Consider the following 19,851-nt stretch of genomic DNA (forward strand, 5'->3'; position numbering starts at 1 on the left):
GATGGAAAAACAATACACACCAATACACACAGAGGCAATAATTTTAACCATCATTTTTTTCCCCATCGGCAATACGACCTTCCGCACGTAACACCGCTTCACCTTGAGCAAAACTTTGCATGCCATACTGCTGTCCAGTTTGAATCTGCCCCGGTAATTGGTGGGTTTTCCCTTCACGGATAAGGCTCGCCACGGCGGGTGTATTAACCAGTAATTCGAACACTGCCGCCCTCCCTCCACGGCTATCAGGCAATAATTTCTGCGCCAGCACTGCTTTTAAACTGCCCGCCAGTTGGCTACGCACCATGTTTTTTTCTTCTGCGGGAAAGACGTCTACGAGACGCTCCACGGCTTGCGCCGCCCCGCGAGTATGGAGTGTGGCTAATACCAGATGCCCGGTTTCTGCTGCAGTAAGCGCAAGGCGTATAGTTTCGCTGTCGCGCAATTCCCCCAGCAAAATAACGTCTGGATCTTCGCGAAGTGCCGCACGTAAACCGGCGGCAAACGATCGGCAATGCCGACCAGGCTCCCGCTGTTGAATCAAACAACGCTGCGAGTAGTGAACAAACTCGATAGGATCTTCCAGTGTGAGAATATGCCCGTCGAGCTGATGATTTAGGTGGTCTACCATCGCGGCAAGCGTGGTGGATTTCCCACTGCCTGTGGCCCCCGTTACCAGAATCAATCCATCAGCAGATTTTAGTAATTCCGGGACAATGGCAGGAACGTTTAGCGATTCAAGTTTTGGAGTGTGGGAAGCGAGTATCCGCAGTGCGAGTGAGTCCCCCTGCAACTGGTGAAAAGCATTGGCACGCAGCCGCGTACCGCTCGCGAGGGTGACAGCAAAATCCAATTGCCCATGCTCTTCCAGCTCTTCTCTTTGCCCGTTTGTCAGCCAGGCACCCAGCAACGTTGCTGGGGCTGGCGCGTTTTCAGGCACAGGTTCAAGCCGCCCTCGTCTGCGCCAACGAGCAGGAAGCTGCGCGCACAGGTGTAGATCAGAGACATTATGCTTTACACTAAGGGCCACAATTTCTTCGATATCCATATCACTTTCCAACCTATGAACGAGATAGCGCACAATCTGGCACAGGTTCAGAACAAAATCCTGACGGCAACTGAACGCTGCGGCCGTGCTCCAGAAGAAGTTACTCTGCTTGCAGTCAGCAAAACGAAGCCTGCGAGCGCCATCGCAGAAGCCGTTGCTGCCGGACAACGTATTTTTGGTGAAAACTACGTGCAAGAAGGCGTGGACAAAATTCGTTACTTTACCGAAAACGGTGAGATCCCACTGGAATGGCACTTTATCGGCCCATTGCAGTCGAACAAAAGCCGTCTGGTTGCTGAACATTTTGACTGGTGCCACACCGTCGATCGTTTGCGAATTGCAACTCGCCTGAGCGAACAGCGCCCAACTGAGCTGCCGCCGCTTAACGTACTGATTCAAATTAATATTAGTGATGAGCAAAGCAAATCCGGCATTGCGCTCAGTGAGCTTGATGCACTGGCGGCTGATGTCGCTGCTCTGCCGGGTTTGGTGTTACGAGGTTTGATGGCAATTCCTGCCCCTGAACCTGATTACGAGCATCAGTTAGCGGTTTGCCAGAAAATGGCAGACGCTTTCACATCGCTCAAAAACCGTTATCCAACGGTTGATACGTTGTCCCTGGGCATGACCGATGACATGGACGCCGCGATTGCTGCAGGCAGCACCATGGTGCGCATTGGAACCGCTATTTTCGGCGCGCGGGATTACCCTGCTCGTTAATTCATTATAATTGTTGAGGAACGCCATGCTGACGTTGACTTTCCTGGTCAAAACGCTGATTGAACTGTATGTAATGGTGCTGCTGATTCGCATCTGGATGCAGTGGTCACGTTGTGATTTTTATAATCCTTTTGCACAGTTTATCGTCAAGATTACTCAACCGATTGTCGGGCCACTGCGCCGGGTAATTCCATCCATTGGCCCGATTGATACATCTTCATTGTTGCTGGCGTTTATTCTCACCACATTGAAGTACCCGGTTTTGCTGCTCATTCAGGTTGGCGCATTGTCGCTTGACCCGATGAACTTGCTTGTTGGCTTGTTATCACTGCTCAAATCCGCCGGTACGCTGGTGTTTTGGGTGATTATTATCCGCTCGCTGATGAGCTGGATAAGCCAGGGCCGCAGCCCAATTGAATACGTTTTGATGCAACTAACTGAGCCAATGATGGCGCCAATTCGCCGCGTGCTTCCAGCCATGGGTGGCATCGATTTTTCAGCGATGATCGTCATTTTGATTCTCTATGCGCTGAATTACCTCGGCATGGACTTGTTCCCGGGGCTTTGGTATTTGCTGTGAGTGCAGTGAGTCTTAACTCTGACGGGCTGGTTTTACGGCTGTATATTCAGCCTAAAGCCAGCCGGGATAGTATTATTGGGCTGCATGGCGACGAGCTAAAAGTCGCCATCACCGCCCCGCCGATAGACGGCAAAGCCAACGCTCATCTGGTAAAATACCTGGCTAAGCAGTTCAAAGTTGCCAAAAGCCAGGTGCTGCTTGAGAAAGGCGAACTGGGCCGTCATAAACAAATTAAGATTATCGACCCGCAACACATCCCGACGGAAGTCGCGGCTTTGCTCGAATAATTAGCCAATTTCACAGGATTTTCTCACTATGCAAAAAGTTGTCCTCGCGACCGGTAACGCCGGTAAAGTGCGTGAACTCGCCGATTTACTGGGCGATTTTGGTCTGGATGTCGTGGCGCAAACTGAGCTGGGCGTTGAGTCAGCCGAAGAAACCGGCCTGACGTTTATCGAGAATGCGATTCTGAAAGCACGCCATGCATCACAAGTTACCGGCCTGCCTGCAATTGCCGATGACTCCGGTCTGGCTGTTGATGTGCTTGGTGGCGCGCCGGGGATTTACTCCGCACGCTATGCAGGTGTTGATGCCTCAGATCAGCAGAACCTGGAAAAGTTACTCACTACATTGAAAGATGTGCCGGACGAGCAACGTAAAGCGCGATTCCATTGTGTGCTGGTGTATATGCGCCACGCAGAAGATCCAACGCCACTCGTGTGTCACGGTAGCTGGGAAGGTCAGATTACCCACGAAGCTGCAGGCCAGGGTGGCTTTGGCTACGACCCTATTTTCTTCGTCCCGAGTGAAGGCAAAACTGCCGCTGAACTGACTCGTGATGAAAAACGTGCGATTTCCCACCGTGGACGCGCACTAAAACTGTTACTGGAAGCAATGAAAAATGGCTAATTTGCCACCTCTGAGTCTCTATATTCACATCCCGTGGTGCGTACAGAAGTGCCCCTACTGTGACTTCAACTCTCATGCACTCAAAGGCGACGTACCGCACGACGAGTATGTCGCCCACCTATTGCGCGATCTGGAAAATGACGCGCCAATGGCACAAGGACGTGAAATAAAGACCATCTTTATTGGTGGCGGTACGCCGAGTCTGCTTTCAGGCGAGGCGATGCAAAACCTGCTCGACGGTGTGCGTGCTCGCCTGCCGTTGGCAGCAGATGCGGAAATCACTATGGAAGCTAACCCCGGGACGGTAGAAGCAGACCGTTTCGTGAGTTACCAGCGCGCCGGCGTGAACCGCATTTCTATCGGTGTGCAGAGTTTCAGCGAACCGAAACTCAAGCGCCTGGGGCGTATTCACGATTCTGGCGAAGCAAAGCGTGCAGCACATCTGGCTAGCGGGCTTGGCTTGCGCAGCTTTAACCTGGATCTCATGCACGGCTTGCCGGATCAATCTTTGGAAGAGGCGCTCGACGATTTGCGCCAGGCGATTGAGCTCAATCCTCCGCATCTTTCGTGGTATCAGCTGACGATTGAGCCGAATACTTTGTTTAGCTCACGCCCGCCAAAATTGCCGGATGATGACGCGTTATGGGATATTTTCGAGCAAGGCGACAAGCTGTTGACCGCTGCGGGATATCAGCAATATGAAACCTCAGCCTATGCAAAACCGGGTTACCAATGCCAGCACAATCTGAACTACTGGCGCTTTGGTGATTACCTGGGGATTGGCTGCGGTGCGCACGGTAAAGTTACATTTCCAGACGGCCGTATTTTGCGCACCGCAAAAACACGCCATCCGCGCGGTTATATGGAAGGTAAATACCTCGATAAGCAGCACGATGTTGAACAAGCCGACAAGCCATTCGAGTTCTTTATGAACCGTTTCCGCCTGCTGGAAGCAGCGCCACGCAACGAATTTAGCCTGTATACCGGGCTTGATGAGTCGGTGATTCGTGCGCAGTTAGACGAAGCAATTGCGAAGGATTATTTGGTTGAGACAGAAGATTTTTGGCAGATTACCGAGCACGGAAAGCTGTTTTTGAATTCGTTATTAGAGATTTTTCTGGCCGACTGATTAGCTGTCGGATGACGCGCAACGTCATCCGACATTATTTCAGCTTAAATATTCTTCACCCGGCTGGTCAAAATCAACGCCAGCACCGACAGCCCGGCAATCAGCCAGTACACCGAATGGTGCCCAAAACTTTCCGCCAGTGCTCCCTGTAAAACACCCGCCAGAATCACGCCCGTCGAAATACTGTTAGTAAACAGGGTAGTCGCCGAACCCGGCCTGCCGGGCATTAAATCCTGGAACCACAACATCCCGATTCCCGCGACAATGCCGATAAACACCGCATTAAACAGCTGGAGAAGGATTAACGCAGTGCGGCTATGGAACAGAATCAAACCAACGTAAAACAACACACCAGCCGCCACAGCAATTACCATCATACGGCGTTTACCAAAACGCTTAACGTAGTAACCTGCAAGGATCATAGCCGGGATCTCAAGCCCCGCAGCCGTTCCCATCAAAAGCCCCGCCAGTGATTCAGGTAACCCTAAATCACTACTGACCCACAGAGGCATATCAATGATGTACATGGTGTTGCAGGTCCACATCAGCATCGAGGCGATAAACAACATACGGACGTTTTTATCTTTCCAGCCGCTGACTTGTGTGAGGGCAACATCCGCGGGCTGCTCAATCCTTGCAACTGAAGGAAGTGCGAAGAAGATGAGCGCGAGCGAGATAACGAAAATCCCGGCCGCGATAAGAAACATAGTGGTAAAACCGTAGTTTAGCGCCAGCATAAACGATAATGGCGGCCCGATAACCCACGCAAGGGAGAGCTGAGCACGCATGATTGAGCTGAACATCACCACTTCACGTGCTGAGTTATCTGCATACTCACGAGCAAGAGCGAAGATTTGTGGCATCGCCGTGTTGGCAATAGACGCGAACATAACGCCAATGGTGATTAACGTCAGGTAATGGCGGTTAAAAGCAAACAACACGCAGTTTGCCACGGCCATAACGCAGCAAACCATAATCAGTTTTCGCCTGTCGCCCCGGTTATCTGAACGCTTCGCCAACGCAAGGCTGACGAGGATCCCGGCTATCGCATTAACGGTATAAAACATCCCAACCCAGAATGGGCGCACTTCTACTTCGCGACTTAAAAACAGGCTAAGAGTGGGCGCCTGGAGTGCTCCCGCAATCCCCATCATAAAAGCTACTGCCATAAACGCAGCGTATACCGGGTTGAGGCGTCGTCCTCGTGTCAAAAACCACAGCATGCAGAAATTCCTTTTGTTCGAGCGCTCATTGGGTGTGCAAAACGTAAACTATACCCTACTAACGGGTATAAAAAAGCCAGCAGGAACAATCTGCTGGCCAGGTGAAATTCACCAATTCTCAGTCACACATGTATCAACGAGTTAGTGCTCCACGGTCACGGAAGTTGTCACCTCCCACTGCATTAAGTCCTCAAGCATCCTTAAACGTTGCGTTGCTGTCAGGCGAGCCAGCCATCCAGCAGAAACATTTTGTGTTGCGGCAAAATACTGATGATAGAACTTAATAACTGGTGACCGTTTCATATACATCTCCACTTCCTCGTTTCAACGTTGATGATTATTGGCGTAATATGAGGAAAGTTAAATTGATGAGTTTCTGACGGGAGTTCCTCTTTTATGTCCAGCAGTCGTCTGCAACAACAGTTCATACGTTTATGGCAAAACTTTGAAGGTAAGCCGCAGGAAACCACGCTCAATGAGCTGGCAGATCTGCTGAATTGCTCCCGTCGCCATATGCGTACGCTGCTTAGTGCAATGCAGGAAACGGGTTGGCTCAGTTGGAAAGCAGAGGTCGGGCGCGGCAAGCGTTCACAGCTGGAATTCCTGTATACAGGCCTTGCACTCCAGCAACAGCGGGCTGAAGATCTTCTTGAGCAAGACAGGATCGATCAACTGGTGCAGATCGTTGGTGATAAAGCCGCTGTACGCCAAATGTTGATTTCACATCTTGGCCGCAGCTTCCGCCAGGGTCGGCATATCCTGCGCGTTCTCTATTACCGTCCACTGTTAAATCTGTTACCAGGCTCGGCTTTACGTCGTTCAGAAACCCATATTGCCCGCCAAATTTTCAGCGGCTTAATTCGTATAAATGAGGAAAATGGGGAACTGGAAGCAGATATTGCCCATCACTGGCAGCAAATTTCCCCATTACACTGGCGTTTTTATTTGCGCCCCGGCATTCATTTTCACCATGGCCGCGAGCTGGACATGCTGGATGTGGTCACCTCTTTACAGCGGATTAACGCGCTGCCGCTGTATTCGCACATTACGCAAATCACCTCACCTACCGCGTGGACACTGGATATCACCCTTTCGCAACCGGACAACTGGTTGCCGTGGTTGCTGGGTAGCGTTCATGCCATGATTCTGCCCCGTGAATGGCAAACCCTAAGCAATTTTTCACGCCAGCCAGTCGGTACTGGGCCGTACTCCGTTGTGCGCAATAATACTAACCAGCTGAAGATTCAGGCTTACGATGATTACTTCGGCTATCGCGCATTGATTGACGAGGTAAATTTCTGGGTATTGCCAGAGATCGGTGAAGATGTCAGTTGCGCAGTGCAACTATCGGGCATGCCTGACAGTGAAAAAGCCGTCGAAAGCCGCCTGGAAGAAGGTTGCTATTACATTTTGTTTGATAGACGCTCCAAATCTGGCAGTAATGACGACGTTCGCCGCTGGCTAAGCCATATGTTGGCCCCCATTCATCTGCTTTATAGCGCGGGAGCTCAAAACCAGCAGTACTGGTTCCCGGCGTATGGTTTACTGCCGCGCTGGCACCACGCACGTCCACAACCGGTGTTTGAAAAACCTGCTGGTCTGGAATCTGTAACGCTGACGTTTTACCGCGATCACGTCGAACACCGGGTTATCAGTAAAGTCATGGAGGAACTGCTGGCTCGCGCAGGCGTTAAGCTTGTGGTGCAGGAAGTCAGCTATGAGGAGTGGCACCAGGGCAATGCCGAAAGCGATATCTGGCTTAACAGCGCAAACTTCACTCTGCCTTTAGAATTCTCCCTTTATTCGCATCTGTATGAAGTCCCTCTGATTCAAAAATGCATCGAAAATGACTGGGAAACCGATACCCGGAAATGGCACAACGGCGAGCTTTCTTTGCCTGAATGGTGCCAGAAGCGAGTTGAAAACAATGATATTTTGCCATTAATCCACCATTGGTTGCGCATTGAAGGGCAGCGCAGTATGCGCGGCGTGCGTATGAACACGCTCGGCTGGTTTGACTTTAAATCGGCATGGTTTGCACCACCGGAACCTTAATACTTCCGATTCATTCACAGAATCATTACAATGCACGCGTTCTCAACGGGGTGCTAAGACGAAAGTCTGGCTGAGATAATACCCGTCGAACCTGATCCGGATAACGCCGGCGAAGGGATTTGAGGCTCAATTCTCAAAGTCCTTTGCCACCCCTAATTTAAAGAGGTGCAAAGTGTTCAAAAAATTCCTGCCGTTACTGGCGCTCGTCGCCGCCCCTGTTTTCGCCAAACCCCTGCTGACTGTTTACACCTACGACTCTTTCGCTGCCGACTGGGGCCCAGGCCCTGCGGTAAAAAAAGCCTTTGAAGCAGACTGCAATTGCGAGCTGAAATTCGTCGCACTCGAAGATGGCGTGTCACTGCTTAACCGTCTGCGCATGGAAGGTAAAAACAGCAAAGCCGACGTGGTTCTGGGACTGGATAACAATCTGCTGGAAGCGGCTGCGCAAACCAAACTGTTCGCGCCGAGCAACGTTGACACTGGTTCACTAAAAATCCCAGGTGGCTGGAATAACAATACGTTTGTGCCGTCCGATTACGGCTATTTCGCTTTTGTGTATGACAAAAACAAACTCAAAAACCCGCCGAAAAGCCTGAAAGAACTGGTCGAAAGTGACCAAAAATGGAAAGTGATTTACCAGGATCCACGCACCAGCACCCCAGGTCTCGGCCTGCTGTTATGGATGCAAAAAGTATATGGCGACAAAACGCCTGAAGCCTGGGCGAAACTGGCCAAAAAAACCGTTACCGTCACCAAAGGCTGGTCTGAGGCTTACGGCCTGTTCCTCAAAGGCGAAGGCGACCTGGTGATGAGCTACACCACCTCTCCGGCATATCACATCATCGAAGAGAAAAAAGATAACTACGCGGCAGCCAATTTCAGCGAAGGACATTACTTGCAGGTGGAAGTTGCGGGTCGCCTGGCTTCAAGCAAGCAGCCAGAGTTGGCAGCGAAATTCATGAAGTTCATTACCACGCCTGAGTTCCAGAACACCATTCCAACCGGCAACTGGATGTACCCGGTCACAGACGTGAAATTGCCAGAAGGCTTTAATGGTCTGGTAAAACCGCAAACCACGCTGGAATACAGCGCCCAGGATGTCTCAAAACAACGCGCCAGCTGGATTAGTGAATGGCAACGCGCCGTCAGCCGCTAATTCCCGGCTGGCTGATTCCAGGGCTATGCGCCGCCACTCTCGTGGTAGCCGTAGCCCTGGCGGCTTTTCTGGCGCTGTGGTTTAACGCGCCGCAAACCGATATCCGCGCGTTGGTGCAGGATAGCTATTTGTGGCACGTACTTCGCTTTTCCTTCTGGCAGGCATTTCTTTCAGCCACCCTTTCGGTGTTCCCGGCCATTTTTCTTGCCCGGGCACTTTACCGACGCCGTTTCCCTGGGCGATTAGCACTGTTACGTCTGTGCGCCATGACGCTGGTTTTGCCAGTATTGGTGGCAGTGTTCGGTATTCTGACGGTGTATGGCCGTGAAGGCTGGCTGGCCTCACTGTGCGCCTGGCTTGGCATCGAATGGGGGTTCTCACCCTATGGCCTGAAAGGCATTTTGCTGGCCCACGTCTTTTTCAACCTGCCAATGGCGACACGCCTGCTGCTTCAAGCGCTGGAAAATATCCCCAGCGAACAACGACAGGTCGCCGCACAGCTTGGCATGCAGGGTTGGAACTTCTTCCGTTTTGTCGAATGGCCGTGGCTACGCCGTCAGATTCTTCCTGCCGCCGCGTTAATTTTTATGCTCTGCTTCGCCAGTTTTGCCACCGTGCTTTCGCTCGGCGGCGGGCCGCAAGCAACCACCATTGAACTGGCCATCTTCCAGGCACTCAGTTATGACTACGACCCTGCTCGTGCGGCACTGCTCGCAATAGTACAAATGGTTTGCTGTCTTGGCCTGGTGCTGATGAGCCAACGACTCAGTAAAGCCATTCCTGTGGGTATCAGCCAAATGCAGGGCTGGCGTGACCCGCAAGATAACCTGCACCGGAAACTGTGCGACGGATTGTTAATTTCACTCGCACTGTTGCTGCTGTTGCCTCCGCTGCTGGCAGTCATCATTGATGGCATCAACAGTGGTTTTAACAGCGTGCTTTCCCAGCCGATTCTCTGGCAGGCATTATTCACCTCGTTAAGAATTGCAGTCGGCGCGGGATTGATAAGCGTAGTTATCACGGTAATGCTGCTGTGGAGTTCGCGGGAATTGCGCCTGCGTAACCGCGCATTTGCCGGGCAGGCGCTGGAGTTAAGCGGCATGCTAATCCTCGCGATGCCGGGTATCGTGCTGGCGACCGGCTTTTTCCTGCTGCTCAATAACACGGTAGGTTTGCCGCAATCCGCCGATGGCATTGTGATTTTCACCAATGCATTAATGGCGGTTCCCTACGCCCTGAAAGTGCTGGAAAACCCGATGCTGGATGTGGCGGAACGCTACAACAAGCTGTGCCAGGCGCTGAATATCAGCGGCTTAAACCGCCTGCGTTATATCGAGTTGCGCGCCCTGAAGCGCCCACTGGCGCAAGCGCTGGCATTTGCCTGCGTGCTGTCGATTGGTGATTTTGGCGTAGTGGCGCTGTTCGGGAATGAAGATTTCCGCACGCTACCGTTCTACCTATATCAGCAAATTGGTTCATATCGCAGCCAGGATGGTGCCGTTACCGCGCTAATCCTGCTGATACTGTGCTTTGCTTTATTCACATTGATTGAAAAACTTCCGGGACGCCATTCCCAAAATGATTCAGGTTGCAGGAAGGCGACAAGTGAATGAAGCCAGGGAACATAGAAAACTATGTGACCTGGATGAAAGAAAGCAGCCAACACACCTGCAACTTGAAGGATGAAGGGAATGCTAACGCTAACTGATATAACCTGGCTCTATCACCATTTACCGATGCGCTTTTCGATGCAAATTAACGCTGGAGAGCGCGTTGCGGTGTTGGGGCCTAGCGGGGCGGGGAAAAGTACGCTGCTGAGTTTAATTGCCGGTTTTCTCGCACCTGCCAGCGGGCAGATTATGCTTAATGGCAATAACCATACGGCGACGGCACCCGCACAGCGCCCGGTGTCGATGCTGTTCCAGGAGAACAATCTTTTTAACCACCTGACTGTGCGCCAGAACATTGGGCTGGGGTTAAATCCTGGCCTGAAGCTTAATGCCGCACAGCTCGAACGTCTGGCAACAATTGCCAGCCAAATGGCGATAAGCGATTTACTCGACAGGCTGCCAGCGCAGCTTTCTGGCGGTCAGCGCCAGCGTGTCGCCCTCGCCCGCTGTCTGGTACGTGAACAACCGATTTTGCTGCTCGATGAGCCATTTTCAGCACTCGACCCGGCACTACGCCAGGAGATGCTGCAACTGCTTGATAATCTATGCCGCCAGCAACAACTGACGCTATTGATGGTGTCACACAGTATTGAAGATGCAGCGCGAATCGCTGAAAGAAGTCTTGTTGTGGTCGATGGCCGTATCGCCTGGGATGGCGACACGGCAACCTTATTAAGCGGAGAAGCTAGCGCATCAGCGCTGTTAGGAATTAGTGTTGCCCGGTGAGCACTTTCCAAAGAATGCTGCGGTAAATCGGCATCATCGGGTGCATCTGGATTGCAACAAAGCTCCCCAAGGCCAGCACCGTCATTGTTGGTGCTAACCAATGCAAACGAGAACGTGGCAAGTACTGTGTTAAACGGTCAGTACTTGCTTTACCACTGCGCCACCAGCGCCAACACAACCATCCCGCTAGCCACAGCCCCAGTGCTACTAGCAGCAAGAGCCATTTAAAGCTGCTACTTTGCATATCCGCAGGAATATCAATCGCGGCACCCGCCAGAATCCCCGGCAAGAAGTAGATGGGTGGCCAGAAAATGCAGCCAATAATGTTCGGGATGATAAATTTAGAAACCGGGAGGTCTAGCATGCCTGCGACCATCGGCACCAGCGGGCGTGTCGGGCCAACAAAACGGCCGACCAGGATGGTAAACATGCTGTGCTGATGCAGCGCATGCTCGGTTTTATCCAGCAGCGCTTTGTTCTTTTTCATAAACGACCAGCGATGCAGTGGCCCTTTAAAGCGGCCTCCCAGCCAGAACGAAATCCAGTCGCCCAACAGGCAACCGACAATTCCGGCAGCCCAGGCGTGATAAAAGCCCACCTGACCGCCACCAATCAGCGCGCCAAGCCCTGCCATCATGACTGTACCAGGAAGGATTAGCCCGACCAGCGCAAGTGATTCCAGAAAGGCCACCAGCATCACCGCGAAAAGTGAATACGCCACTGACTGAGTAATAAAGTGTTCCAGCAAAGCTTCCATAAAGCATCCGTCGAGAAACGAGTGGGCGATTCTCCTGAGTGATGAGACAACCGTCAAGACATGATTTGTGTCATCCAATTATAGTTACCCAAAGTAATTCGGGCTGTATCGCAGCGGCAAGAGAACGAGTCCCGATGAGCTTACTCAAGTAAGTGATTCGGGTGAGTAAACGCAGCCAACAAAGAGACAGCGTGAAGTACGAAGGGTAAAGCTACTCACAGCCTGCACGGAATTCACTCGGGCTGGCACCGGTACATTTCTTAAAGACGCGAGAAAAATAGAGCTGGTCTTCAAAACCGACATTGCGCCCGACGCTGGCAATCGGCATGCGGGTCGTGCTCAACAACAGTTTTGCCTGCAGGATGCGTTGGTCTTCGCGCCAGCTTAAAACACTGACACCAAGCTGCTGACGGAACAGATGCGACAGACGTGAAGGCGATAAACAGACATGCTGCGCCACACCTGCAATATCAAAATGGTTATCGGCCAGATGGTCGCTGATGTACTGGCAGGCATCGCGAACGCGGTTATCAAGCGGTGGATTGAGGGATGCGCTCAGCACTTCCATACGCCGCAACAACAGCTGCTCTAATAGGTTAATCGCCAGTAATTCGGCGTAGCGCCCTTCTGCCTGCCCGGATTCAATTATCTGGCCAAACAACTGTGAAAAATTCTGCTGATGGGCGTCATCAGGACGGAAGAAACCGGTATGCGCAAAGATAGGGTCCCAGTTTAGCCACTCCTGCCAATACGCACGCGGGCGGAAGTAAACCCACTGGTGATACCACTCTTTGCTATCCGGAGCGCGGCCATAGTGATGCACCTCACCCGGGGGGAACAACAGAATATCGCCAGGGCGGCAAACGTAGTTTTTACCCTGATTATTGATAACTCCTTCACCCTTCACCGTTAAATTCAGGATGTAACCTTTCATTCCTAACGGGCGGTCGATGAAAAAATCCAGCGGCCCTTCGGCTTCAATCGGCGTTAATCCCGCGACTAAATGGGCATTAAAAGAGTACCCCGGCAACAGTGGGTCATTTTGCATTTCAGCCATCTACAAGCTCGCTATTCAAGAAGGGTGTAGAAACAATTTGTCCATATCCGTGCTATTCCTTGCCAGGGCAACACTGTCTGAACCGTAAACCGTCCGATTCTCATCATAAAGCCGCAATTTACCTGCACCTATGCTTTTTATCTGACAACCTGGGGGTTTTAAGAAGATAACCAATGTGTTTATAAAAGTAGCAGAAATATCCACATCGATTATTTGCGGGGCGTCACACTTCTCAACGGCACAGCACATTTCTCCATAACTACAGCGAATACGACCTGACTGTTTTTCTGCATAAAAACTAATGTCATTTCCATAGATAACAGGTCAGGGAGTTTAAAAATGTCGATTGCGCTGGGCCTCGATTTTGGTAGCGATTCTGTTCGCGCTTTAGCCGTTGATTGTGAAAACGGTGCAGAGCTTGCGACCAGTGTGGAATGGTATCCGCGCTGGCAAGAAGGCCAATACTGCGACGCCCCAAATAACCAGTTTCGCCATCACCCACGAGACTATATTGAGTCCATGGAACGGGCAGTAAAAACCGTTCTCGCCGAACTGACTGCCGATCAACGCGCCCGGGTTTGTGGCATCGGCGTTGACAGCACCGGCTCAACACCCGCGCCAATTGACGCTAACGGGAATGTGCTGGCACTCACCCCAGAATTTGCCGACAACCCGAACGCCATGTTCGTGTTGTGGAAAGATCATACTGCGGTTGAAGAAGCCGAAGCGATTACCCGCTTGTGCCACCAGCCTGGGAAAAATGACTATTCCCGTTATATCGGCGGCATTTACTCCAGCGAATGGTTCTGGGCAAAAATCCTGCACGTTACCCGTGCCGACCAAAAAGTAGCGCAAGCTGCTGTGTCTTGGATTGAATTATGTGACTGGGTCCCGGCGCTGCTTTCCGGCACCACTCGTCCGCAGGATATTCGCCGTGGCCGCTGTAGCGCCGGGCATAAATCCTTGTGGCATGAAAGCTGGGGCGGTCTGCCTCCGGCGAGTTTCTTTGATGAGTTAGATCCGGTGATTAACCAGAATCTGGCCTACCCGATGTTTACCGAAACCTGGACTGCGGATGTTCCGGTGGGCAACCTTTCCGCCGAATGGTCTGAGCGCCTTGGTTTGCCACAAAGCGTGGTAGTTTCCGGTGGCGCGTTTGACTGCCATATGGGTGCCGTTGGGGCTGGTGCGCAGCCGAACACGTTGGTGAAAGTTATCGGCACTTCTACTTGCGACATTTTGATTGCTGACAAATCCACCGTTGGCGACCGCGCAGTAAAAGGTATTTGTGGGCAAGTTGATGGTAGCGTGATCCCTGATTTTATCGGCCTCGAAGCCGGGCAATCGGCATTCGGCGATATCTACGCCTGGTTTGGCCGTGTCCTTGGCTGGCCGCTGGAACAACTGGCGCTTGCGCATCCGGAACTGAGCGAACAAATCAACGCCAGCAAGAAGCAGTTGCTGCCAGCGCTTACTGAAGCTTGGGCGAAGAATCCTTCCCTTGAACATCTGCCGGTAGTGCTCGACTGGTTTAACGGCCGTCGCACCCCGAATGCCAACCAGCGCCTGAAAGGTGTAATCACCGATTTAAACCTGGCGACAGATGCACCCGCGCTGTTCGGTGGGCTGATTGCCGCAACCGCCTTTGGTGCCCGGGCGATTATGGAATGCTTCACCGAGCAAGGAATTCCCGTCACTAACGTGATGGCACTTGGCGGTATTGCACGCAAATCCCCGGTCATCATGCAGGTCTGCGCTGATGTACTGAATCGCCCGCTACAGATTGTCGCTTCTGACCAGTGCTGTGCATTAGGCGCGGCCATTTTTGCCGCTGTTGCCGCGGGTATTCACGCAGATATTTCCCGCGCCCAACTCGCCATGGCCAGCCAGATTGAAAGCACACTGCAACCCGATTCTCAACGCGCCGAGCGCTTTGAACAGCTCTATCGCCGTTACCAGCAATGGGCGATTAGCGCGGAACAACACTATCTCCCTTCTGCCCCAGCTGCGGTTACTCGTGTAGCTCAGGCCACTGTGACCCATTAAGGACATGACGATGAACATTTTTGAACAATATGAAGTGTGGTTTGTAATTGGCAGCCAGCATCTCTACGGTGCGGAAACGTTGCGTCAGGTGAATCAACACGCCGAGCAGGTTGTGAATGCGCTCAACAAAGAAGCCAAACTGCCGTGCAAACTGGTGTTAAAACCATTGGGCACGTCGCCGGATGAAATTACCGCTATCTGCCGCGATGCCAGCTACAGCGATAAATGTGCCGGAATGGTGGTGTGGTTGCACACCTTCTCGCCGGCAAAAATGTGGATCAACGGCCTGAGCATCCTGACCAAGCCGCTGCTGCAATTCCATACCCAGTTCAATGCGCAAATCCCATGGGGCAGCATTGATATGGACTTTATGAACCTGAACCAGACCGCGCATGGCGGCCGCGAGTTCGGTTTCATCGGCGCACGTATGCGCCAGCAGCACACAGTGGTGACCGGTCACTGGCAAGATCCGCAAGCCCATCAACGCATTGGTTCCTGGATGCGCCAGGCGGTGTCAAAACAAGATACTCGTCAGCTAAAAGTGGTGCGTTTTGGCGACAACATGCGTGAAGTTGCCGTGACCGATGGCGACAAAGTTGCCGCGCAGATGAAGTTCGGTTTCTCAGTCAATACATACGCCGTTGGCGACCTGGTTCAGGTCGTGAATGCTGTTAGCGACGGCGACGTCAATGCGCTGGTCGATGAATACGAAAGCAGCTATCGCCTGACAGCCGCCGCGCAAATCAACGGCGATAAACGCCAAAACGTACTGGATGCCGCGCGCATCGAACTGGGAATGAAACAGTTCCTTGAGCAAGGCGGATTTAATGCCTTTACCACCACATTTGAAGACCTGCACGGCCTGAAGCAACTTCCAGGCCTGGCAGTGCAACGCCTGATGCAACAAGGCTACGGCTTTGCGGGCGAAGGCGACTGGAAAACCGCCGCTCTGCTTCGCATCATGAAGGTGATGTCAACCGGTCTGCAGGGCGGCACCTCTTTCATGGAGGACTACACCTATCACTTTGAAAACGGCAACGATATGGTGCTCGGTTCCCATATGCTGGAAGTTTGCCCATCCATTGCTCTTGCTGAAAAACCAATCCTTGATGTTCAACACCTGGGGATCGGTGGCAAGGACGATCCTGCACGTTTGATCTTCTCCACCCAAACTGGTCCGGCACTTAACGCGAGCCTTATTGATCTGGGCGATCGTTTCCGTCTGCTGGTGAACTGCGTTGATACCGTTGAAGCTCCTCACCAGTTGCCGAAACTTCCTGTGGCGAATGCACTGTGGAAAGCGCAGCCGGATCTGCCAACCGCTTCTGAAGCATGGATCCTGGCTGGTGGTGCGCACCACACCGTGTTCAGCCAGTCTCTGACGCTTGACGATATGCGCCTGTTCAGCGAACTGCACGGTATCGAACTGGCGGTTATTGATAACGACACCCGCCTGCCTGCGTTTAAAGATTCGCTGCGCTGGAACGAGGTTTATTACAGCTACAAACGTTAGTCAGGAGAACGGTGGATGGCGCGTGCGCTTATCCACCCTACAACTTCAAGTAGGTCGGATAAGCACACGCGCCATCCGACACTAATTTGACCGGGACTTAATATGTTAAAAGATCTCAAACGTCAGGTACTCGAAGCGAATCTCGCGCTGCCGAAACATAATCTGGTGACGCTCACCTGGGGCAATGTCAGCGCGGTGGATCGCGAGCGCGGTGTGCTGATCATCAAACCGTCCGGTGTCGATTACAGCGTGATGACGGCAGAAGATATGGTGGTGGTGAGTCTCGAAACCGGCGAAGTGGTTGAAGGTAATAAGAAACCTTCGTCCGACACACCAACCCACCGCCTGCTGTACCTGCAATTTCCGCACATCGGCGGTATCGTCCATACCCACTCGCGCCACGCGACCATTTGGGCGCAGGCCGGGAAATCCATTCCCGCAACGGGCACCACCCACGCGGATTACTTCTACGGCACCATTCCTTGCACCCGCAAAATGACCGATGAAGAGATCAATGGCGATTACGAATGGCAAACCGGCGAAGTGATTGTAAAAACTTTTGCTGAGCGTGGAATCGACGCAACACAGATGCCCGGCGTGCTGGTGCATTCACATGGCCCGTTTGCCTGGGGAAAAGATCCGGTCGATGCGGTACATAACGCTATTGTGTTGGAAGAAGTGGCCTATATGGGCATATTCTGCCGCCAACTTGCGCCGGAATTACCTGATATGCAGCAAACTCTGCTCGATAAACACTACCTGCGTAAACATGGTGCAAAAGCCTATTACGGGCAGTGAACACTGTATATAAAAGCAGTAACCCCTGACAAAGTGGTCTATAATCAGACCACTTTTTCCTTTATGAGAATGCAGCGTGTCGCAAGCTCGTCAGGGGTTTCTACTTACGCGTCACTGGCGAGATACCCCGCTCGGTACTGAAGTTGAATTTTGGCTGGCAACAGATGATGGCCCGGTAAAAGTGCGCCTGCCGCGCCAGGAATCGGTCGCATTTATCCCACAGTCACAACAAGCAGAAGCCGCACGTTTACTTGAGCGCGAATGCCAGTATCGGCTCACACCGTTGCCCCTCAAAGATTTCCATCGTCAGCCCGTTTGCGGCCTTTATTGCCGCCAGCATCGCCAGCTTATGCGTATCGAAAAACTGTTGCGCGATGGCGGCATCAGAGTTTACGAAGCCGATATTCGCCCACCAGAGCGCTTTTTGATGGAGCGCTTTATTACCGCCCCGGTGTGGTTTAGCGGTGAGCAGCGCAACAACCTGGTGGTTGAAACAAAGCTAAAACCCGCGCCGGATTACCGCCCACCGCTGAAATGGGTGTCGCTGGATATCGAAACCACTCGCCACGGCGAACTGTATTGCATCGGCCTGGAAGGTTGCGGGCAGCGTATCGTTTATATGCTTGGCCCGGAAAATGGCGACGCCAGCGGGCTGGATTTTACGCTGGAATATGTAGCCAGCCGTCCTTTACTTATCGAAAAACTTAACCAGTGGTTTGCCAAACACGACCCCGATGTGTTGATTGGCTGGAATGTAGTGCAGTTCGATTTGCGCGTGCTGCAAAAAATGGCCGAGCGCTATCAGGTGCCACTGCGCCTTGGGCGTGAAAACAGTTTGCTGGAATGGCGCGAGCATGGTTTCAAGCAAGGTGTGTTTTTCGCACAGGCCGCAGGGCGCGTGATTATCGATGGTATCGAAGCACTGCGATCTGCCTTCTGGAATTTCTCCTCATTTTCTCTCGAAACTGTTTCTCAGGAACTACTCGGCGAAGGTAAAGCGATTGATAACCCGTGGCAGCGGATGGACGAAATTGACCGTCGTTTTGCCGAAGATAAGCCGGCACTTGCGAAGTACAATCTTAAAGACTGCGAGCTTGTAACGCGGATTTTCCACAAAACCGAACTAATGCCATTTTTACTAGAGCGGGCAACGGTCAACGGTTTGCCGCTTGACCGCCACGGCGGCTCTGTTGCAGCATTTGGTCATCTGTATATTCCACGCATGCACCGTGCCGGTTATGTTGCTCCAAATCTTGGAGATGTGCCTCCGCAGGCGAGCCCTGGCGGGTATGTCATGGACTCGCGCCCAGGCCTTTATGACTCAGTGTTAGTACTCGATTACAAAAGTCTTTATCCGTCGATTATTCGCACATTTCTTATCGACCCGGTTGGCCTGGTTGAGGGGATGGCGCACCCGGAAGCTGAGCATTCCGTTGATGGTTTTCTTGGCGCGCATTTTTCCAGGAATACGCATTGCCTGCCCGAAATCGTCGGGCAAATCTGGTCTGGTCGCGATGAAGCCAAACGTCATGGCAACAAGCCATTGTCCCAGGCGCTGAAGATCATTATGAATGCGTTTTACGGGGTGTTGGGCACCAGTGCCTGCCGCTTCTTTGATCCTCGCCTTGCCTCGTCGATCACCATGCGTGGGCATCAGATCATGCTACAAACCAGGGAGCTGATTGAATCTCAGGGCTACGACGTGATTTACGGCGATACGGATTCCACGTTTGTCTGGCTGAAAAAAGCCCGCTCAGAAGAAGATGCGGCGCGTATCGGCCAGCAATTAGTGAATCACGTTAATGCGTGGTGGAAAGCGCATCTGCAAGAAACCCAGCAGCTAGACAGTAAACTTGAACTGGAATACGAGTCCCACTTTTGCCGCTTCCTGATGCCAACCATTCGTGGCACGGTTGAAGGTTCCAAAAAACGCTACGCAGGAATGATTCAGGAACATGACAAGCAGCGCATGGTGTTCAAAGGACTGGAAACCGTGCGTACTGACTGGACGCCGCTGGCCCAGGAGTTCCAGAAAACACTTTATTTGCGCGTGTTCCGTAACGAGCCATATCAGGATTATATCCGTGAAACTATCGCCAGTTTGATGGCCGGTGAGCTTGATGAGCAGTTAATTTACCGTAAACGTCTGCGCCGGCCGTTAAGCGAATATCAAAAAAATGTGCCGCCACATGTCCGTGCCGCTCGGCTCGCTGATGAGCATAATCAACGGCTTGGGCGTGCGCCTCAATATCAGAACCGTGGGACCATTAAGTATGTGATTACAACCAACGGCCCTGAACCCGTGGATTACCAGGAATCCCCCCTGGACTATGATCATTACCTGACCCGCCAGCTTCAGCCCGTCGCTGAAGGAATTTTACCTTTCCTCGAGGATGACTTTGCTACACTGATGACAGGGCAGTTAGGGTTATTTTGAGAAACTCTAAATAATTCAAAGTGCAAC

General features: G+C 52.2%; 18 protein-coding genes and 1 riboswitch. Of the genes, 13 read left to right on the forward strand and 5 right to left on the reverse strand.

The genetic code is table 11. The annotated features are described in order from the left end of the window. Positions 1 to 43: 43 nt before the first annotated feature. Positions 44 to 1,048: a type IV pilus twitching motility protein PilT gene (locus LVQ76_RS05740; RefSeq protein ID WP_232904555.1), complete on the reverse strand. Its 1,005-nt coding sequence runs from the start codon at positions 1,046 to 1,048 to the stop codon at positions 44 to 46. Positions 1,049 to 1,063: 15 nt separating this feature from the next. On the opposite strand from LVQ76_RS05740, the gene LVQ76_RS05745 reads away from it, so the two are divergent. The 5 genes from LVQ76_RS05745 to hemW are packed head-to-tail and all read left to right on the forward strand — an operon-like array spanning position 1,064 to position 4,386. Beyond that, on the forward strand, positions 1,064 to 1,768 hold the full coding sequence (locus LVQ76_RS05745) for a YggS family pyridoxal phosphate-dependent enzyme (RefSeq protein WP_232921288.1): 705 nt from the start codon (positions 1,064 to 1,066) through the stop codon (positions 1,766 to 1,768). Between the two features lie 25 nt (positions 1,769 to 1,793). Continuing rightward, on the forward strand, positions 1,794 to 2,348 hold the full coding sequence (locus tag LVQ76_RS05750; RefSeq protein ID WP_232864568.1) for a YggT family protein: 555 nt from the start codon (positions 1,794 to 1,796) through the stop codon (positions 2,346 to 2,348). Next, positions 2,345 to 2,635 (forward strand): DUF167 family protein YggU, encoded by a 291-nt coding sequence (gene yggU, locus LVQ76_RS05755; protein ID WP_064513708.1) that lies wholly within the window; start codon positions 2,345 to 2,347, stop codon positions 2,633 to 2,635. The genes LVQ76_RS05750 and yggU overlap by 4 nt, the downstream gene beginning before the upstream one ends. A 28-nt stretch (positions 2,636 to 2,663) precedes the next feature. Beyond that, the gene (locus LVQ76_RS05760; RefSeq protein ID WP_232921199.1) at positions 2,664 to 3,257 is read left to right on the forward strand and encodes an XTP/dITP diphosphatase; all 594 of its coding nucleotides are present in this window, start codon (positions 2,664 to 2,666) and stop codon (positions 3,255 to 3,257) included. Then, complete coding sequence (gene hemW / locus LVQ76_RS05765; protein ID WP_232864570.1) at positions 3,250 to 4,386, forward strand: radical SAM family heme chaperone HemW; 1,137 nt, start codon at positions 3,250 to 3,252, stop codon at positions 4,384 to 4,386. The genes LVQ76_RS05760 and hemW overlap by 8 nt, the downstream gene beginning before the upstream one ends. Positions 4,387 to 4,430: 44 nt before the next feature. On the opposite strand, the gene LVQ76_RS05770 is transcribed toward hemW, so the two are convergent. Together LVQ76_RS05770 and sgrT are read right to left on the reverse strand one after the other, a co-directional pair. Beyond that, positions 4,431 to 5,609 (reverse strand): sugar efflux transporter, encoded by a 1,179-nt coding sequence (locus LVQ76_RS05770; protein ID WP_232921200.1) that lies wholly within the window; start codon positions 5,607 to 5,609, stop codon positions 4,431 to 4,433. 141 nt (positions 5,610 to 5,750) lie between these two features. Beyond that, positions 5,751 to 5,912: a glucose uptake inhibitor SgrT gene (gene sgrT, locus LVQ76_RS05775; RefSeq protein WP_232904553.1), complete on the reverse strand. Its 162-nt coding sequence runs from the start codon at positions 5,910 to 5,912 to the stop codon at positions 5,751 to 5,753. A 93-nt stretch (positions 5,913 to 6,005) separates the two neighbouring features. Between sgrT and sgrR the strand changes: the two genes are divergently transcribed. The 4 genes from sgrR (at position 6,006) to thiQ (ending at position 11,216) form a co-directional block, all read left to right on the forward strand. Beyond that, complete coding sequence (gene sgrR, locus LVQ76_RS05780; RefSeq protein WP_232864573.1) at positions 6,006 to 7,664, forward strand: HTH-type transcriptional regulator SgrR; 1,659 nt, start codon at positions 6,006 to 6,008, stop codon at positions 7,662 to 7,664. 36 nt (positions 7,665 to 7,700) lie between these two features. Beyond that, positions 7,701 to 7,800, forward strand: a riboswitch (TPP riboswitch). A gap of 36 nt (positions 7,801 to 7,836) precedes the next feature. Further along, positions 7,837 to 8,820 carry a thiamine ABC transporter substrate binding subunit gene (gene thiB, locus LVQ76_RS05785; protein ID WP_232921201.1) on the forward strand — a complete coding sequence of 328 codons (984 nt, stop codon included), beginning with the start codon at positions 7,837 to 7,839 and terminating at the stop codon, positions 8,818 to 8,820. Beyond that, positions 8,796 to 10,433, forward strand: a complete 1,638-nt coding sequence (thiP, locus tag LVQ76_RS05790) for a thiamine/thiamine pyrophosphate ABC transporter permease ThiP (RefSeq protein ID WP_232921202.1) — start codon at positions 8,796 to 8,798, stop codon at positions 10,431 to 10,433. The genes thiB and thiP overlap by 25 nt, the downstream gene beginning before the upstream one ends. 78 nt (positions 10,434 to 10,511) lie before the next feature. Continuing rightward, entirely contained in the window at positions 10,512 to 11,216 is a 705-nt protein-coding gene (thiQ, locus tag LVQ76_RS05795) for a thiamine ABC transporter ATP-binding protein ThiQ (RefSeq protein WP_232921203.1), read from the forward strand. On the opposite strand, the gene LVQ76_RS05800 is transcribed toward thiQ, so the two are convergent. Both LVQ76_RS05800 and araC read right to left on the reverse strand, forming a co-directional pair. Next, a complete protein-coding gene (locus tag LVQ76_RS05800; RefSeq protein WP_232864577.1) occupies positions 11,200 to 11,973 on the reverse strand; it encodes a DedA family protein in 774 nt (257 codons plus the stop codon). The genes thiQ and LVQ76_RS05800 overlap by 17 nt on opposite strands. A 211-nt stretch (positions 11,974 to 12,184) precedes the next feature. Then, a complete protein-coding gene (araC, locus tag LVQ76_RS05805; RefSeq protein ID WP_151993138.1) occupies positions 12,185 to 13,030 on the reverse strand; it encodes an arabinose operon transcriptional regulator AraC in 846 nt (281 codons plus the stop codon). A gap of 339 nt (positions 13,031 to 13,369) precedes the next feature. Between araC and araB the strand changes: the two genes are divergently transcribed. The 4 genes from araB (at position 13,370) to polB (ending at position 19,824) form a co-directional block, all read left to right on the forward strand. Then, positions 13,370 to 15,076, forward strand: a complete 1,707-nt coding sequence (gene araB / locus LVQ76_RS05810) for a ribulokinase (protein ID WP_232921204.1) — start codon at positions 13,370 to 13,372, stop codon at positions 15,074 to 15,076. 10 nt (positions 15,077 to 15,086) lie between these two features. Then, complete coding sequence (araA, locus tag LVQ76_RS05815; protein WP_232864579.1) at positions 15,087 to 16,589, forward strand: L-arabinose isomerase; 1,503 nt, start codon at positions 15,087 to 15,089, stop codon at positions 16,587 to 16,589. A 102-nt stretch (positions 16,590 to 16,691) separates the two neighbouring features. Next, positions 16,692 to 17,387: an L-ribulose-5-phosphate 4-epimerase gene (gene araD, locus LVQ76_RS05820; protein WP_232864580.1), complete on the forward strand. Its 696-nt coding sequence runs from the start codon at positions 16,692 to 16,694 to the stop codon at positions 17,385 to 17,387. Positions 17,388 to 17,463: 76 nt separating this feature from the next. Further along, positions 17,464 to 19,824 carry a DNA polymerase II gene (polB, locus tag LVQ76_RS05825; RefSeq protein WP_232921205.1) on the forward strand — a complete coding sequence of 787 codons (2,361 nt, stop codon included), beginning with the start codon at positions 17,464 to 17,466 and terminating at the stop codon, positions 19,822 to 19,824. Positions 19,825 to 19,851 lie beyond the last annotated feature (27 nt).

Origin of the sequence: Buttiauxella cochleicola (assembly GCF_021283185.1) — a bacterium.
Lineage (GTDB): Bacteria > Pseudomonadota > Gammaproteobacteria > Enterobacterales > Enterobacteriaceae > Buttiauxella > Buttiauxella massiliensis.

What these genes read in the sequence shown, in the direction of transcription:
- araA (WP_232864579.1), top strand. Translation starts at nt 15,087, where the DNA reads ATGAACATTTTTGAACAATATGAAGTGTGGTTTGTAATTGGCAGCCAG.
- LVQ76_RS05745 (WP_232921288.1), top strand. Translation starts at nt 1,064, where the DNA reads ATGAACGAGATAGCGCACAATCTGGCACAGGTTCAGAACAAAATCCTG.
- LVQ76_RS05750 (WP_232864568.1), top strand. Translation starts at nt 1,794, where the DNA reads ATGCTGACGTTGACTTTCCTGGTCAAAACGCTGATTGAACTGTATGTA.
- thiQ (WP_232921203.1), top strand. Translation starts at nt 10,512, where the DNA reads ATGCTAACGCTAACTGATATAACCTGGCTCTATCACCATTTACCGATG.
- araC (WP_151993138.1), bottom strand. Translation starts at nt 13,030, where the DNA reads ATGGCTGAAATGCAAAATGACCCACTGTTGCCGGGGTACTCTTTTAAT.
- LVQ76_RS05800 (WP_232864577.1), bottom strand. Translation starts at nt 11,973, where the DNA reads ATGGAAGCTTTGCTGGAACACTTTATTACTCAGTCAGTGGCGTATTCA.
- araD (WP_232864580.1), top strand. Translation starts at nt 16,692, where the DNA reads ATGTTAAAAGATCTCAAACGTCAGGTACTCGAAGCGAATCTCGCGCTG.
- thiP (WP_232921202.1), top strand. Translation starts at nt 8,796, where the DNA reads ATGGCAACGCGCCGTCAGCCGCTAATTCCCGGCTGGCTGATTCCAGGG.
- LVQ76_RS05740 (WP_232904555.1), bottom strand. Translation starts at nt 1,048, where the DNA reads ATGGATATCGAAGAAATTGTGGCCCTTAGTGTAAAGCATAATGTCTCT.
- sgrT (WP_232904553.1), bottom strand. Translation starts at nt 5,912, where the DNA reads ATGAAACGGTCACCAGTTATTAAGTTCTATCATCAGTATTTTGCCGCA.
- araB (WP_232921204.1), top strand. Translation starts at nt 13,370, where the DNA reads ATGTCGATTGCGCTGGGCCTCGATTTTGGTAGCGATTCTGTTCGCGCT.
- LVQ76_RS05760 (WP_232921199.1), top strand. Translation starts at nt 2,664, where the DNA reads ATGCAAAAAGTTGTCCTCGCGACCGGTAACGCCGGTAAAGTGCGTGAA.
- LVQ76_RS05770 (WP_232921200.1), bottom strand. Translation starts at nt 5,609, where the DNA reads ATGCTGTGGTTTTTGACACGAGGACGACGCCTCAACCCGGTATACGCT.
- sgrR (WP_232864573.1), top strand. Translation starts at nt 6,006, where the DNA reads ATGTCCAGCAGTCGTCTGCAACAACAGTTCATACGTTTATGGCAAAAC.
- hemW (WP_232864570.1), top strand. Translation starts at nt 3,250, where the DNA reads ATGGCTAATTTGCCACCTCTGAGTCTCTATATTCACATCCCGTGGTGC.